The sequence below is a fragment of the Rahnella sp. WP5 genome, assembly GCF_000745615.1.
Taxonomy (GTDB): Bacteria; Pseudomonadota; Gammaproteobacteria; order Enterobacterales; family Enterobacteriaceae; genus Rahnella; species Rahnella aceris.
The window spans coordinates 745,359-761,009 of the sequence record NZ_KN050720.1 but is presented as its reverse complement, the minus strand read 5'-3'; the positions used below and the strand labels follow the sequence as shown (position 1 = coordinate 761,009).

The window sequence follows — 15,651 nt, the reverse complement described above, 5'->3', positions numbered from 1 at the left end:
AAATAACGTTCAAAAAGGGTTAAACAATGAGTGAACAACTTTCCGCTGACGTCGTCGTCATCGGCTCGGGGATCTGCGGCTCGCTGGTCGCACAGCGTCTGGCAAAACAGGGCATCTCCGTCATTATTCTCGAATCCGGCCCGCGTATTGATAGCGGTACGCTGACTGAAAACTTCCGTAATTCGCCGCGCAAAAAAGACTTTATGTCGCCATATCCGTACTCGGACTGGTCACCGCATCCGGTATATAAACCGGAAGATAATGATTATCTGCAACAGCAGGGACCGTATCCTTTCCCGGCGGAATACATCCGCATTATGGGCGGCACGACCTGGCACTGGGCGGCGCAGGCATGGCGTGTTCTGCCTAATGATATGAAGATTAAAACACTGTACGGCGTCGGGCGTGACTGGCCGTTGTCGTACGATGAGCTGGAACCGTTTTATTACGAAGCCGAAGTGAAAATGGGCGTGTCCGGTGCGCCGAATAACGGTTCACCGCGCAGCCAGCCCTTCCCGATGGAACCGGTCGCTGAATCCTGGCTGCAACAGCGTTTCCGCGAGCGTCTGGCACCGGGCGGTTATGAGGTGATCGTTAACACCACCGCCCGTAACAGCCGTAACTATGACGGGCGTCCTGCCTGCTGCGGTAATAACAACTGCATGCCGATTTGCCCGATTGACGCGCAATATCACGGCGGCATCGCCGCGCAGGCTGCGGAAGCGGCGGGGGCAAAACTGATCACCAGCGCGGTGGTTTACCGTCTGGAGCATGACGAGAAAGGCCGTATTGTTGCCGCGCATTATTACGACCCGGATAAAGGCGAACATAAAGTTACGGCGAAAAACTTTGTGCTGGCGGCCAACGGCATCGAAAGTCCGAAATTGCTGCTGATCTCCGCCAGCGATAAATATCCTGACGGGCTGGCAAACAGTTCCGGCACCGTCGGGCGTCATCTGATGGATCACCCGAGTAACTCACTGACCTTCGAAACCGAAGAACCGTTGTGGGCGGGGCGCGGGCCAATGAGTCCGGCGTCTATCAACAGCCTGCGCGACGGCGATTTCCGTAAAGATTACGCCTCGTTCCGTATCGATATCGCCAACTCATCTCAGGTGCAGTCGGTAACGCAAGATCTGCTGGCGGAAGGCGTTTACGGCATCAGCCTGGATAACGAAATTCGTCGCCGTGCCTCGCACCAGACCAGCCTGAAAAACGTGATGGAGCAGTTGCCGAATTACGATAACCGCATCATTCTCAGCGACAAAAAAGACAAACTGGGTATCCCGAAACCGGCAGCGATTTACCACATGGACGATTATGTGCATCGCGGTATGGCGCGCGCGGTAAAAGAATATACCGAGATCGCCAGACTGATGGGCGGCACCAATTTGCGCTTCAGCAAGCCGGGCGTTTACGGCAACAACCAGCATATTACCGGCACGATGAGCATGGGGCATGACCCGAAAGATTCCGTGGTGGATGCGTTCGGACGTACTCATGACCATGAAAATCTGTTCATCACCAGTACCGGTGTCATGCCGACCTCGGCCACGGTCAATTCGACGCTGACCGCTGTCGCACTGGCGTTACGCACTGCTGATCATCTTGCCAAAACTGCGCTATAGGCTGACTGACATGACTCTGAATCGTTTAACTCAAAAACGTCTGACGGGCGCGTTGCTGGCCTTTGGCCTGAGCCTGACGGCGGGCACAGCTTATGCCGCGTTATCGCCGGAACAGGATGCGCTGATCAGGAAAGGCGAATATGTCGCGGTCGCCGGGGACTGCGTGGCCTGTCACTCCACCGAAGGCGGCAAACCGTTCGCCGGTGGCCTCGGACTGGCAACGCCACTGGGCACTATTTACTCGAGCAACATTACGCCGTCTAAAAAAGACGGTATCGGCAATTACACGCTGGAGCAATTTGAACACGCGGTGCGTGATGGCGTGCGCGGTGATGGTGCGAATCTGTATCCGGCGATGCCCTACACCTCGTATGCCAAAATCAGCGATGACGACATGAAAGCGCTGTACGCCTACTTTATGCAGGGCGTGGAGCCGGTGGATGTGCCGTCAACGCCGACGGCGCTGCCGTTCCCGTTCAACGTGCGATTGTCGATGGCAGGCTGGAATTTACTGTTCCTCGAAAAAGGCGCGTTTAAAGCCGATCCGTCGAAAAGCGATCAGGTCAACCGTGGCGCGTATCTCGGCGAGGCACTGGCGCACTGCAGCACCTGCCATACGCCGCGTAATGCGCTGATGGCGGAACAGGGCGATAAAGCGCTGGGCGGCAGCAGTCTGGGCACCTGGTTCGCGCCGAACATTACGCCGGATGCGGTCAGCGGGATTGGCAACTGGAGCACCGGTGAGATCGCCGGTTACCTGAAAACCGGTCACGCGCCGGGTAAAGCGCAGGCGGCAGGGCCGATGGCGGAAGCGATCGACCATAGCCTCAGCCATCTGAGTGACAGCGATTTGCAGGCCATTGCCGTGTGGCTGAAACAGACCACGCCGGTCAGTCAGCAAGGGCAGGCGAGAGCTACAGACCAGTTCGGATCACCGGCGAATTATGTCGATACTTTGCGTGGTGTTCCGCGTCCGGCTGATGCCGATAAAATGACTGGCTGGCAGGTTTATGATGGCTATTGTGCCAGTTGCCATCAGCCCGACGGCCGTGGCAGCAAGGACGGTGGCCTGCCATCGCTGATCAATAATACAGCGCTCGGGCACCTGAACAGCGACAACCTGGTGATGGTTATTTTGCATGGCGTGCAGCGCGGGCCGGAAAGCAAAGATGTCGCGATGCCAGCGTTTGAGCATTTACTGTCGGATACGCAGGTCGCTACGCTGAGCAATCAGTTGTTGCGGCAGTTTGGTAACGATCAGGCGAAAGTGACATCTGACCGCGTGAAAGAATTGCGCGCAGGTGGCAAACCTTCGCCGTTGCTTGAACTGGCGCACTGGGGCATGGGCATTGCGGGACTGGTGGTTATCCTGTTGATTGCGCTGTTTTTTGTACGTCGCCGACGTCGTCATTAATCTGTACTGAACAGCAATAAAAAAGGCTGACATTCTGTGTCAGCCTTTTCTTTTCGTGCAGGGATTAAATCACTTTGTGCGGACCGAAACATTCGTAATGAATGTTGGCTTCGCTGATGTTCATCCCCAGCAGTTGTTTGGCTGCAAACTGCATAAAGCCGACCGGACCGCACAGGTAGAAATGCATCGCCGGATCGCTCAGCTGTGCGCTGACTTTGCTCAGATCCATCAGCCCCTGATACTGAAAATCTTCACCGGGTAAATCATTTGCCTGTGGCCGGTTATACCAGACATGGCTTTCCAGTTGCGGCAGGTTTTTCTGCGCGCTTGTCACTTCACCGGCAAATGCGTGCACGGCACCGTTTTCAGCCGCGTGCAGCCATTGTACCGGCGCATGATGTCCGCGTTCTGCCAGCGTATTGAGCATACCCAACATCGGCGTCTGGCCGACACCGGCAGAAATCAGCGCCACCGGCGTGGTATCGCTGATATCCATAAAGAAATCACCGTGCGGGGCAGCAAGATGAATGATGTCGCCCGGCTGCGCAAAATTATGCAGGAAGTTGGATACGGCACCTTGCCCTTCGCGTTTTACCGCGATGCGGTAGGTTTTGCCGTTCGGTGCCTGGGTCAGGGAATACTGGCGGATTTCCTGATTTTCCAGTGAGGCATCGCGGATATATACCGCCAGATATTGCCCCGGCTGAAAGTCGGCCACCGGTTTACCGTCGACAGGTTCCAGCAGGAAAGAGGTAATCAGTTCACTCTGCGGTTGTTTTTCGGCGATGCGGAATTCACGCGTGCCGCGCCAGCCCCCCGTTTTTTCTGCGCTGTCCTGATAAATCTCGGTTTCACGGTTAATAAACACATTCGCCAGCACGCCATAGGCTTTGCCCCATGCATCCAGCACTTCCTGACCCGGACTGAACATTTCATCCAGCGTTGCCAGCAGGTGAGCGCCGACAATATTGTATTGCTCAGGCTGGATGGTGAAGCTGGTGTGTTTTTGCGCGATGCGTTCCACGGCAGGCAGCAGCGCCGCCAGATTTTCAATATTGGCGGCATAAGCGCAGATGGCATCAAACAGCGCCTGACGCTGATCGCCGTTGCGCTGGTTGCTCATATTGAAGATGTCTTTCAGTTCGGGATTATGCGCAAACATACGGTCATAAAAGTGTGCGGTCAGTTTCGGACCGGTTGCAGCGAGCAACGGAATAGTGGATTTAACGGTGGCGATAGTGGCTGAATCAAGCATGGTGAACACCTTGTCTGTGATGATTTTATTTAAACATGTATTTTAAATGCATCTTATATAAACCCACTATTTCTGTAAACACCCCCTAAAGGGGTAAGGGCTTTTCCCGACAGGGGCTGAGTCACAAAGCTGAAATTTGTACATGTTCAGGTGAATATTTATCCCTTGATTATGGACAGATGTTCGCAGATCAAAGCCTTGCTGTATCTGGAGCCAATCGTTTGCCTAAAAACCTCAAACTGACCCTATCCGAAGGCCGCTTAAACATTTACACTGTGGCGCAGAACCCGGAAGGGGCGTTTATTTTTAGTTTGTTGAGTCAGGAGATGCGGATGTTAAAGCGTGAAATGAACATTGCCGATTATGATGCTGAGCTGTGGGCAGCAATGGAAAAAGAAGTTGTTCGTCAGGAAGAACATATCGAGCTGATTGCGTCAGAAAACTATACCAGCCCGCGTGTCATGCAGGCTCAGGGTTCGCAACTGACCAACAAATATGCAGAAGGCTACCCGGGCAAACGTTATTACGGTGGCTGTGAGTACGTCGACATCGTTGAACAACTGGCTATCGACCGTGCAAAAGAATTGTTCGGTGCAGATTTCGCCAACGTTCAGCCGCACTCCGGCTCACAGGCAAACTTCGCGGTGTATACCGCACTGCTGCAACCGGGCGACACCATTCTGGGGATGAACCTTGGCCATGGCGGTCACCTGACGCACGGTTCACCGGTTAACCTTTCCGGTAAACTGTATAACGTGGTGCCTTATGGTATCGACGAAAGCGGCGACATCGATTACGAAGACGTGAAACGTCAGGCCGAACTGCACAAACCAAAAATGATCATCGGCGGCTTCTCTGCATTCTCCGGTATCGTTGACTGGGCAAAAATGCGTGAAATCGCCGACAGCGTTGGCGCTTACTTCTTCGTTGACATGGCACACGTTGCCGGTCTGATTGCTGCGGGCGTTTACCCGAACCCGGTTCCACACGCACACATCGTGACCACCACCACGCACAAAACGCTGGCTGGCCCACGCGGCGGTCTGATTCTGGCGAAAGGCGGCGACGAAGAGTTCTACAAAAAACTGAACTCTGCTGTCTTCCCGGGTGGTCAGGGCGGCCCGCTGATGCACGTGATTGCCGGTAAAGCGGTAGCACTGAAAGAAGCGATGGAACCTGAGTTCAAAGCTTACCAACAGCAGGTGGCTAAAAACGCACAGGCAATGGTGGCTGTGGTTCTGGAACGCGGCTACAAAGTGGTTTCCGGCGGTACGCACAACCACCTGTTCCTGATGGATCTGGTCGATAAAAATCTGACCGGTAAAGAAGCCGATGCCGCTCTGGGTCGCGCTAACATCACTGTGAACAAAAACAGCGTACCTAACGATCCGAAGAGCCCGTTTGTGACCTCTGGTGTGCGTATCGGTACCCCGGCTGTGACCCGTCGTGGTTTCAAAGAAGCTGAAGTGCGCGAACTGGCTGGCTGGATCTGTGACGTGCTGGACAACGTGAACGACGAAGCAACGATCGAACGCGTTAAACAGAAAGTTCTCGACATCTGTGCACGTTTCCCGGTTTACGCGTAATATTTGCGAAGCCGTTAAGCTGCTAAAACCCGCTACGGCGGGTTTTTTTATGGGCATGTATCAGAATTTGTGAGCTGGCAGACATTACGGGAGTATGAAAGCGTCTGCGGATTGCTAGCGATTGTGAGCTTTGTCAAAGTATTGGCCTCACACCGGAGGATTTATGGAATTGCGTTCCACGCGCTGGCTTGCACTCAGTTATTTCACCTATTTTTTCAGTTACGGTATTTTTCTTCCTTTCTGGGGCCTGTGGCTTAAAGGTGAGGGGATCTCCTCCGAAAGCATCGGCTTGTTGCTGGGTGCGGGTCTGGTCGCCCGTTTTCTTGGCACGTTAATCATTTCTCCGTCCATCAAAGACCCGTCTTACCTCATCACCGGTTTGCGTATTCTGGCGCTGCTTACGCTGGCGTTTGCCGTCGGGTTCTGGTTTGGCAACGGCTGGGCGTGGCTGATGATCAACATTGCCGGTTTCAGTCTGTTTTTCGGTCCGCTGGTGCCGCTGACCGATGCGCTGGCAGGCACGTTGCAACGCCAGATCAATATGGATTACGGCAAGGTGCGTGTCTGGGGCTCCATTGCCTTCGTGATTGGATCAGCGGTGACCGGCAAGCTGGTTGAGGCCTACGGTCATAAGGCGATTTTGTACACACTGACCGCAGGCGTGGCCGCGATGTTGCTCGGCATGTTGCTGCGCCCGAGCGTGAAGCCGGTGGGAGAGCCGCGTACCAGCGGTGCGCCGGGTATTTCGTGGAAAGCGTTGCTTGGCGAAAAACCAGTCTGGCGTTTCCTGTTATGTGTGACGCTGTTGCAGGGCGCCCATGCGGCGTATTACGGTTTCAGTGCAATTTACTGGCAGGACGTGGGCTATTCTTCCACGACCATCGGCTATTTGTGGTCGCTGGGCGTCGTGGCGGAAGTGCTGGTCTTTACCTTTAGTAAACAGCTGTTCAGCCGCTGGTCAGCGCGGGATCTGCTGCTGCTTTCGGCCGTGTGTGGCGTGGTGCGCTGGGGAATGATGGGGGCGTTTACCGCGTTGCCGTGGCTGATTGTGATGCAGATTCTGCACTGTGGCACGTTTACGGTTTGCCATCTGGCGGGCATGCGATTTATCGCTGCACGACCACGTGATCAGGTGATCCGCCTGCAATCGGTGTATTCCGCACTGGCGATGGGGGGCGGCGTGGCCGTGATGACCATGGTATCCGGTTTCCTGTTCGAACATCTGCATGCCGGATTGTTCTGGGTGATGGCGCTGCTGGCGGTGCCGGCGATTTTCCTGCGTCCGGTGGTTACGCCGTCAGCGCCGGTGACGTCAGCCCGTTAGGGGGCTTCGAGCAGCGAGCGGATACGTTTACGCTGCTCTTTGGCCAGCGGTAGTTGCGTGTGGATCACCAGCGGGTCGGCGTCGGTGCTGCGGGTGGCGTAAGGGGTGACAATCAGCGCTACGCCACTCGGCGCACCGAATTTATAGAAATCCGCCAGCGTCTGATATTTAATGTTCAGCGGCAGCAGCGTCGCTTCGCGAATTTGCTGCTCGACCGCTTCTTCCAGCTGCGGATTGTCGTGCGTCAGCAGCAAAATTTGTTTTTCCTGCAAGGCATTACCCTGCATCAGCCACGCTCCGAAAGTGATCGCCACCAGCCCGATTTCATCCTCAGAAAGCGTAATCAGATATTCGTGTTCGAAACCCTGCAACGCCTCGCGGGTGGTTCGCACCAGACGCGGATACATGCGGTTCACTTCTTCCTGCATCAGATTGTCGATGCCGATGCCAAAATGACAGCGTTCGATCGCCGGGCCCAGATGGGCGAAAAGCTGGCCGACCAGCCCTTCGTAACTGCTGAATTTCATCCCGGCGATATCCTGAAAACGCGCCACCATATTTTCAATTTCTAATAACAGCCGCTGATCTTCCGTCGAACCGGAACTCTGATAACTGTGGATTTTCAGCATACGTAACATCAGGGTGAAAAACTCACATTCGCACTCATCCAGCCGGCCGTTGCTGAGTTCCTGTAACTGAATAAACAGTTCGCGGGCGGCAGGATATTCGGGCTTTTCGCGCAGCCAGCGACGCTGTTGTTCGGTGAAGCGTAAGCCGGTCGGGCCATTGTTTTGCCACAGACAGTATTGCAGGCAGATGAGCATCAGCTGGCGGTCGTGTCCGCTCAGGGGTTTGGGTAATAACGCGCCGCAGTCTTCCAGCATCATGCCAAGAATGTCGGTGCGCAGAGCAGCCTTCGGGCAGGCCTGGCCTTCGAAGGCAATATGCAGCCAGGGAATAAAATGGCGGGAAACGAAGTCCGGTGAAATGCGCAATGTACGGCGCAAGCCCTGAAATAAACACAACCTTTGAGCGAGCGTATCGCCCTGAATGCGGCATTCTTTTTCGCTGTACTGCAGCACATCAAGCTGATGGATCCGCTGAATTTCGCAGGTCACTTCCGCCAGATCTTCCCACGTCATGTCTAACCCGACGCCGTTAATTTCGCTGATGATCTCCAGCTGAACCGCCGTCAGCGGCGCGTACAGCATCAGCAACACGTGGCAACGGCGTTGCGAAGCGGAAAGCGCAGGGGAGGGCTGTTTTTCTGGATTCATATCACCTGCCGAAAAGGTATCGCCTGAAATTATTAGTCAAGCATAGCAAAGCGAATGCCCGCAATAAGGCGCGGGGATTGGCTTTTACTCCGGCTTACAACTCAGATCACAGATATTTTTGACGACCGGTTAAATGCACAGCAAAATACTGTTACTTAGTAACAATATAATGGCGCCTGATATGGAAATGACGTTACACCAGGCCCGGAACCGGCCTTTCTCCCGTTACGCCAAATGGCTGGGCGTTGCGCTGTTCTGTCTGCCCGCAACGGTGCTGGCGCACCCGCACAGTTTTATTGATATGCAGACCACGCTCGTGGCGAATGAAACCTCGCTGACCGGGCTGAAAATGGTCTGGACGATGGATGAAATCACCTCGGCAGATTTGTTGTACGACGCACAGAACGCCAAGCCGGGGTCTGATATCTGGAAGAAACTGGCGGCCGAAGTCATGGCGCGGGTGCTGAGTCAGCATTACTTCACAGATTTCTATCGTGACGGAAAACCGGTGAAATATCTGGATCTGCCCAGTGAGTATCAGCTTTCCCGTAAGGGCGATCAGGCAGTGCTGGAATTCGTCCTGCCGCTGGCCAAACCGCAAGGGCTGGAAGGCAAACCGATGGAATTCTCCACTTTTGATCCTTCGTATTTTGTCGATATGACCTATAAAGACAAAACCGCGTTGCATCTGCCACCGGCGCTGGAAAAACGCTGTACGCTGGCACTGTTTACGCCGAAGCCGGATGCCTCGCTGCAAAATTATGCCCTGTCACTCGATAAGGCTGATGCCCCGCCGGAAGACATGGATCTTGGTCAGCAATTTGCTCAGAAGGTCACGCTGGAATGTCATTAATCTCCACGCCATCGAAAACCCTGTCCTGGCGCGATCTCTGGCCGCTGGCAGTATTTCTGTTGCTGCTGGCGGGCGGCGCTTCCCTCTTAATCCATTACTGGCCGCGTATTTTGCTCAGCAGTATTATCTGGCAGCGGGAGTTACATCAGGAACTGGCGGGTCTGCTGCGGCAGGTGAAAGAAAATCCGATGCAGGCGGGTATGACGCTGGCCGGTTTTAGCCTGATTTATGGCGTGATCCACGCCATCGGGCCGGGGCACGGCAAAATCGTTATCACCACCTATCTGGCGACGCATCCTTCGCGACTGAAAAACAGCCTGAAGCTGACCTTCGCGTCGGCGATTGTGCAGGGGCTGGTGGCAATATTATTGGTCAGTGTGGTGCTCGGCGTGCTGCAACTGTCTTCGCGTCAGCTGCATCAGAGCAGTTTCTGGATGGAGCGGGGCAGTTTCATTCTGGTGATGTTGCTGGGGTTGCTGTTGTGCTGGCGGGCGCTTAAACGGATGTGGCAAACCATCAAAAGTTTGCGTCCGGTTCACGCCATGAAAATCCACAGCCTGTCGCCAATGGGCAATGAAACGCATGTCCACGACGAACATTGCGGTTGCGGCCATCAGCATGTGCCAAACGATCAGCAGCTTCAGGCGGGCGGAGATTTGCGCACGCAGGTGGCGATTGTGCTGGCGATGGGATTACGCCCGTGTTCCGGCGCGATCATGGTGTTGCTGTTTTCCAAAGTGATTGGCGTCTACAACTGGGGCGTGATTTCAGCCATTACGATGGCTATCGGCACGTCGCTGACCGTCTCGCTGATTGGCGTACTAGTGTTTTACAGCCGTGCGCTGGCGGTGAAACTAAGCGCAACCCGCACGCCTGCAGCGTGGCAGCGGATCACCTGGTCGCTGCTGGCGCTGACCGGCGGAATTGTGCTGCTGGTGGCGGGCATTTTGCTCTTCAGCACCGGCGGCGGTGATGTTTCGCCGATAACCGGCGGGCCATTCAGGGGATAACCTCCTGTACATAAACAACAGACATAAAAAAACGGACGCCCGAAAGGACGTCCGTTTTTTTTAACTGATACTCAGCGGAATTAACGCTTCAGCGCTTCGCTCAGTTCATCACGCATGGTCATCAGAATACCTTTAACGACGCGTGGGTTGCCGGCAACGATGTTGCCTGACGAGAAGTGGTTGTGGCCGCCAACAAAGTCAGTCACCACGCCGCCGGATTCACGAACCAGCAGTTCGCCGCCGGCGAAATCCCAGGGCTTGAGGGCGATTTCGAAGAAACCGTCAACGCGGCCAGCGGCCACGTAGGCCAGATCCAGCGCAGCAGAACCGGTGCGGCGGAAGTCTGCACATTCGGTGAACAGTTTGCCAACCACATTCATGTAGCTGGTTGCGTGTTGTTTTGCTTTGAACGGGAAACCGGTCGCCAGAATGGTGCCGTCGAGATCTTTCGCGTTAGTACCGCGCAGACGGTAACCGTTCAACTGTGCGCCCTGACCACGGCTCGCGGTGAACAGTTCGTTACGCATTGGATCGTAAACTACCGCGACTTCAGTGCGGCCTTTGATGCGCACGGCGATAGAAACAGCGAAATGTGGGAAGCGTTTAACGAAGTTGGTAGTGCCATCCAGCGGGTCGATAATCCATTGTACGTCTTTGTCTTCGCCTTCCAGCTCGCCACACTCTTCACTGATGATAGTGTGTTTTGGATAGGATTTGCGAATAACATCGATAATCATGTGTTCTGCATCGCGGTCTACGTTGGTAACAAAATCGTTGGTACCTTTTTGTGTAGATTCTACAGAGTCTGGCGTTTCGTAATGTTTGGCAATCAGGTTACCGGCCTTGCGCGCAGCGCGCACGGCGATGGTGAGCATCGGATGCATGGATATCTTCCAACTAGGATGTTAAAGAACGGGAATACGGGAAACGGCGCGCAGTATAGCAGGGGTTCTGAAAATTAACTACCGTTGTGTTAGGCTGTTGTGATTTTCCGTCTGGCTAAGAGTTCCTATGCTGCCCAATATCCGCATTGTATTAGTAGAAACGTCCCACACTGGCAATATGGGCTCTACCGCCCGTGCTATGAAAACCATGGGTTTATCAAGCCTTTATCTGGTGAATCCGCTGGTAAAACCTGACTCTCAGGCTATCTCTTTGTCTGCCGGAGCCAGTGATGTCATCGGTAACGCGACAATTGTTGATACGCTTGATGAAGCGCTGGCGGGCTGTAGTCTGGTGATCGGCACCAGCGCACGTTCCCGCACACTGCCTTGGCCGATGCTTGAACCGCGCGAGTGCGGTGAGCACAGTGCGAAAGCCGCACAAACCGCGCCGGTGGCGCTGGTGTTTGGCCGCGAACGCGTCGGGCTGACCAACGAAGAACTGCAAAAATGTAACTATCACGTGTGCATTCCGGCAAACCCTGAATACAGCTCGCTGAATCTGGCGATGGCTGTGCAGATTATTGCCTATGAAGTACGCGTCGCACATCTGGCTTTGCTGGAAGCAGCAAAACCGCAGATTGAATATGAAGAGACACCGTATCCACTGGTCGACGATCTCGAACGTTTTTATCAGCATCTGGAAAAAACCTTGCTGGAAACCGGCTTTATTCGTCAGGCACATCCGGGGCAGGTGATGAGCAAATTACGCCGTCTGTTTACCCGTGCACGACCTGAATCTCAGGAATTAAACATCCTGCGCGGTATCCTGACGTCGATTGAAAAGACTCATAGCAACAAAGAATAAGTATCGGAATTTGATTATAAAACACCGGTTTGTGGCTTTTTATCAAAGGGTTGTCGATTATCAGTAAATGACAGAAATCGTGCGGTTCTGTCCGATCTGTAATACTTGAGTAAATTACTAGGTTAAATAGTTGACTGTTTTACTCGGGAATGGCAGACTCGTTTGCATGTTCCGCACTATTGAATTTCTAAGTCATTTAAACAGGTAACCATGCTATGAGACTGACATCCAAAGGCCGTTATGCCGTGACCGCTATGCTCGACGTTGCACTGCATTCCCAGGAAGGACCAGTACCACTGGCTGACATTTCTGAGCGTCAGGGTATTTCCCTTTCTTACCTGGAGCAGCTTTTCTCGCGCTTACGCAAAAATGGTCTGGTTGCCAGTGTTCGTGGTCCGGGCGGTGGTTATCTGTTAGGTAAAGATTCTGGTGATATCGCCGTTGGTGCAGTGATTACTGCCGTTGACGAATCTGTCGATGCGACCCGTTGCCAGGGTAAAGAAGGCTGCCAGAATGGCGAACGTTGCCTGACTCATACCTTATGGCGTGATCTGAGCGAACGCATCAGCGGCTTCCTGAACAATATTACGCTGGCAGAGCTGGTCAATAATCAGGAAATCCTGGAAGTGGCTGACCGTCAGAACGGTGAAACCCGTCGTCAGCCGAATGGCCGCCAGATGGAAACTATCAACGTCAATCTTCGAGCCTAATCCCTGTCATCCTTCGCGCCGCCTCGGGGTTTGCTCCGTTGCCGCCTTGATGCGACACGAATGATTTAGGGGATGCATGTGAATTTTTACGTTACTCAAAGCCCGCGGAAATGCACATTTCTGCGGGCTTTTGCTTTTCTGACGTCAATTCTTACCGATTAGTGCCCGCAAAGCGTCATTTCCCTTTTAAGAAGCCGTGAACCCGTTTTAAACTGGATGTCGTTTTTAATTCTTTCGTTCGAAGCCGAACGCGCAGTCCGGAGCTTACCTGCCATGAAATTACCTATTTATCTTGATTACTCTGCCACCACGCCGGTTGATCCGCGTGTTGCACAGAAAATGATGCAGTGTTTAACACTGGACGGTACTTTCGGTAATCCGGCTTCCCGTTCTCACCGTTTCGGCTGGCAGGCTGAAGAGGCGGTGGATGTAGCGCGTAACCAGATTGCCGGGCTGATTAATGTCGATCCGCGTGAAATCGTCTTCACATCGGGCGCCACCGAATCTGACAATCTGGCGATTAAAGGTGCCGCCCACGCGCACAGCGCGAAAGGCAAACACATTATTACCAGCCAGACTGAGCATAAAGCGGTGTTAGACACCTGTGCTCAACTGGAAACCGAAGGCTTCGACGTCACCTATCTGGCGCCGCAGGCAGATGGTTTTATTCCGCCAGCGGCGATTGAAGCGGCGCTGCGCCCGGACACCATTCTGGTGTCCATCATGCAGGTGAATAATGAAATCGGCGTGGTACAGGATATTGCGACCATCGGCGAACTGTGCCGCAGTCGGGGCATCCTTTTCCATGTGGATGCGACCCAAAGTGTGGGCAAGATTGCGATTGATCTCAGCGAGTTGCAGGTTGATCTGATGTCGTTTTCCGCGCATAAGATTTACGGCCCGAAAGGCATTGGCGCGCTGTACGTGAGTCGTAAACCGAAAGTGCGGATTGACGCGCAAATCCACGGCGGCGGGCATGAACGCGGCATGCGTTCCGGTACATTGCCGGTGCATCAGATTGTCGGGATGGGCGAGGCTTATCGTATCGCCAAAGAAGAAATGACAACCGAAGTAGCGCGTCTGACTGAACTGCGCGATCGCCTGTGGAAAGGCATTCAGGCGCTGGATCAGGTGTTTCTGAACGGCACGCCGAAACATGCAGCACCGAATATTCTCAACGTCAGTTTTGCCAGTGTAGAAGGGGAGTCTCTGATCATGGCGTTGAAAGATCTGGCGGTATCGTCAGGTTCGGCTTGTACGTCTGCCAGCCTTGAGCCTTCCTATGTTCTGCGTGCTCTGGGATTAAGTGAAGAACTGGCGCACAGCTCCCTTCGCTTCTCGCTGGGGCGCTGGACAACGGAAGAAGAAATTGATTATGCGATTGCGCTGGTGGTGAAATCTGTCCGCCGCCTGCGTGAGTTGCCACCAGTTTATACGAAATGAAGTGCCACCCGATGAAAGGGTGATTTGCCTGTCATTGAAAATGAATATTCATTGAAGATAAAAAACATCAGGAGTGCTGTTATGAGTTCCGAAGTCACGACCAATGAAGCAATGTCCGTATTCCTTTCTTCCCAGCCTGCTGATGCGCGCTGGGGCGAAAAAGCCACACTGAGCACTGATTCCGCCGGTATGACCATTCATTTGAATGGCGGCGATGTGCTGACGGTCATTGCCCGTGCCGCGCGTCGTATCGACGGTCAGGGTGTTAAAAATGTTAAACTGGCGGGTGAAGGCTGGGATCTCGAAAATAGCTGGGCATTCTGGCAAGGCTTCCGTGGCCCGAAAGGCACACGCAACGTTGAATGGGCAGAATTGTCTGAGGATGACGCGAACACGCTTAAACAACGCCTGAAAATCATCGACTGGGTACGTAATACCATTAATACCCCGGCAGAGGATTTGTCCCCTGAACAACTGGCGACCCGCGCAGTTGATCTGATGTGTGAATTCGGTAATGAAAAAGTCAGCTACCGCATCACCAAAGGCGACGACCTGCGTCAGCAAAGTTATATGGGTATCCACACCGTGGGCCGCGGTTCTGACCGTCCGCCGGTATTACTGGCGCTGGATTACAACCCGGGCGGCGACGCAGATGCACCGGTTTACGCCTGTCTGGTCGGCAAAGGTATCACTTTTGATACCGGCGGCTACAGCCTGAAGCCAAGCGCGTCAATGGATTCCATGAAAGCGGATATGGGCGGCGCGGCCACGCTGACCGGCGCACTGGCGCTGGCTGCGGCGAACGGTCTGAATAAACGTGTGAAACTGTATCTGTGCTGCGCGGATAACATGGTCAGCGGCAATGCACTGAAACTGGGCGACATTATCCGCTACCGCAACGGTAAAACCGTTGAAGTGATGAACACCGACGCCGAAGGCCGTCTGGTGCTGGCTGATGGCCTGATCGACGCTTCTGCGCAAAAGCCTGAACTGATCATTGATGCGGCCACGCTGACCGGTGCGGCGAAAACTGCGCTGGGTAACGATTATCACGCACTGTTCAGCTTTGACGATGCACTGGCAGGCGAACTGCTGGAAAGTGCGAAAGCCGAACACGAACCGTTCTGGCGTCTGCCACTGGAAGAATTCCACCGTTCTCATCTGCCGTCTAACTTTGCTGAACTGAACAATATTGCCGGTCCTGCACACACTGCGGGTGCAAGCACAGCTGCGGCGTTCTTGTCTCATTTCGTCACTGACTATAAGAAAGGCTGGCTGCACATCGACTGTTCCGCAACGTACCGCAAAAGCGCGGCGGATCAGTGGTCTGCCGGTGCGACAGGTCTGGGGGTGCGTACCGTCGCCAACCTGCTGTTAGCCAAGGCGAAGTAAGTTTTAGAAA

The 15,651-nt window shown here is 54.0% G+C and carries 13 protein-coding genes; 10 read left to right on the top strand and 3 right to left on the bottom strand.

All coding sequences use genetic code 11. The features are described from left to right. Positions 1-26 precede the first annotated feature (26 nt). Entirely contained in the window at positions 27-1,628 is a 1,602-nt protein-coding gene (locus tag EX31_RS20600) for a GMC family oxidoreductase (RefSeq protein WP_037036426.1), read from the top strand. Between the two features lie 10 nt (positions 1,629-1,638). Beyond that, positions 1,639-3,042 (top strand): c-type cytochrome, encoded by a 1,404-nt coding sequence (locus EX31_RS20595; protein ID WP_037036425.1) that lies wholly within the window; start codon positions 1,639-1,641, stop codon positions 3,040-3,042. A gap of 64 nt (positions 3,043-3,106) precedes the next feature. Here the strand turns inward: EX31_RS20595 and hmpA are convergent, their stop codons facing one another. After that, positions 3,107-4,297: an NO-inducible flavohemoprotein gene (gene hmpA, locus EX31_RS20590; protein ID WP_037036423.1), complete on the bottom strand. Its 1,191-nt coding sequence runs from the start codon at positions 4,295-4,297 to the stop codon at positions 3,107-3,109. Between the two features lie 332 nt (positions 4,298-4,629). On the opposite strand from hmpA, the gene glyA reads away from it, so the two are divergent. Both glyA and EX31_RS20580 read left to right on the top strand, forming a co-directional pair. Beyond that, on the top strand, positions 4,630-5,883 hold the full coding sequence (glyA, locus tag EX31_RS20585; RefSeq protein WP_015689472.1) for a serine hydroxymethyltransferase: 1,254 nt from the start codon (positions 4,630-4,632) through the stop codon (positions 5,881-5,883). A gap of 163 nt (positions 5,884-6,046) precedes the next feature. Then, positions 6,047-7,207 (top strand): 3-phenylpropionate MFS transporter, encoded by a 1,161-nt coding sequence (locus EX31_RS20580; RefSeq protein ID WP_037036422.1) that lies wholly within the window; start codon positions 6,047-6,049, stop codon positions 7,205-7,207. On the opposite strand, the gene csiE is transcribed toward EX31_RS20580, so the two are convergent. Continuing rightward, positions 7,204-8,484, bottom strand: a complete 1,281-nt coding sequence (csiE, locus tag EX31_RS20575) for a stationary phase inducible protein CsiE (protein ID WP_037036420.1) — start codon at positions 8,482-8,484, stop codon at positions 7,204-7,206. The two genes, EX31_RS20580 and csiE, sit on opposite strands and share 4 nt — an antisense overlap. A gap of 187 nt (positions 8,485-8,671) precedes the next feature. Here csiE and EX31_RS20570 point away from each other — a divergent pair, with 187 nt between their 5' ends. Then, the gene (locus EX31_RS20570; RefSeq protein ID WP_223509731.1) at positions 8,672-9,337 is read left to right on the top strand and encodes a DUF1007 family protein; all 666 of its coding nucleotides are present in this window, start codon (positions 8,672-8,674) and stop codon (positions 9,335-9,337) included. Beyond that, positions 9,328-10,347: a nickel/cobalt transporter gene (locus EX31_RS20565; protein ID WP_037036418.1), complete on the top strand. Its 1,020-nt coding sequence runs from the start codon at positions 9,328-9,330 to the stop codon at positions 10,345-10,347. The genes EX31_RS20570 and EX31_RS20565 overlap by 10 nt, the downstream gene beginning before the upstream one ends. Positions 10,348-10,427: 80 nt before the next feature. On the opposite strand, the gene suhB is transcribed toward EX31_RS20565, so the two are convergent. Further along, positions 10,428-11,231 carry an inositol-1-monophosphatase gene (gene suhB / locus EX31_RS20560; protein WP_013574361.1) on the bottom strand — a complete coding sequence of 268 codons (804 nt, stop codon included), beginning with the start codon at positions 11,229-11,231 and terminating at the stop codon, positions 10,428-10,430. A gap of 127 nt (positions 11,232-11,358) precedes the next feature. On the opposite strand from suhB, the gene trmJ reads away from it, so the two are divergent. The 4 genes from trmJ (at position 11,359) to pepB (ending at position 15,641) form a co-directional block, all read left to right on the top strand. Next, positions 11,359-12,096: a tRNA (cytosine(32)/uridine(32)-2'-O)-methyltransferase TrmJ gene (gene trmJ / locus EX31_RS20555; RefSeq protein WP_013574362.1), complete on the top strand. Its 738-nt coding sequence runs from the start codon at positions 11,359-11,361 to the stop codon at positions 12,094-12,096. Between the two features lie 215 nt (positions 12,097-12,311). Next, on the top strand, positions 12,312-12,806 hold the full coding sequence (iscR, locus tag EX31_RS20550) for a Fe-S cluster assembly transcriptional regulator IscR (RefSeq protein WP_013574363.1): 495 nt from the start codon (positions 12,312-12,314) through the stop codon (positions 12,804-12,806). A 273-nt stretch (positions 12,807-13,079) separates the two neighbouring features. Then, the gene (locus EX31_RS20545) at positions 13,080-14,249 is read left to right on the top strand and encodes an IscS subfamily cysteine desulfurase (protein ID WP_037036416.1); all 1,170 of its coding nucleotides are present in this window, start codon (positions 13,080-13,082) and stop codon (positions 14,247-14,249) included. A gap of 81 nt (positions 14,250-14,330) precedes the next feature. Next, the gene (gene pepB / locus EX31_RS20540; RefSeq protein WP_037036414.1) at positions 14,331-15,641 is read left to right on the top strand and encodes an aminopeptidase PepB; all 1,311 of its coding nucleotides are present in this window, start codon (positions 14,331-14,333) and stop codon (positions 15,639-15,641) included. The last annotated feature ends 10 nt before the right edge of the window (positions 15,642-15,651 follow it).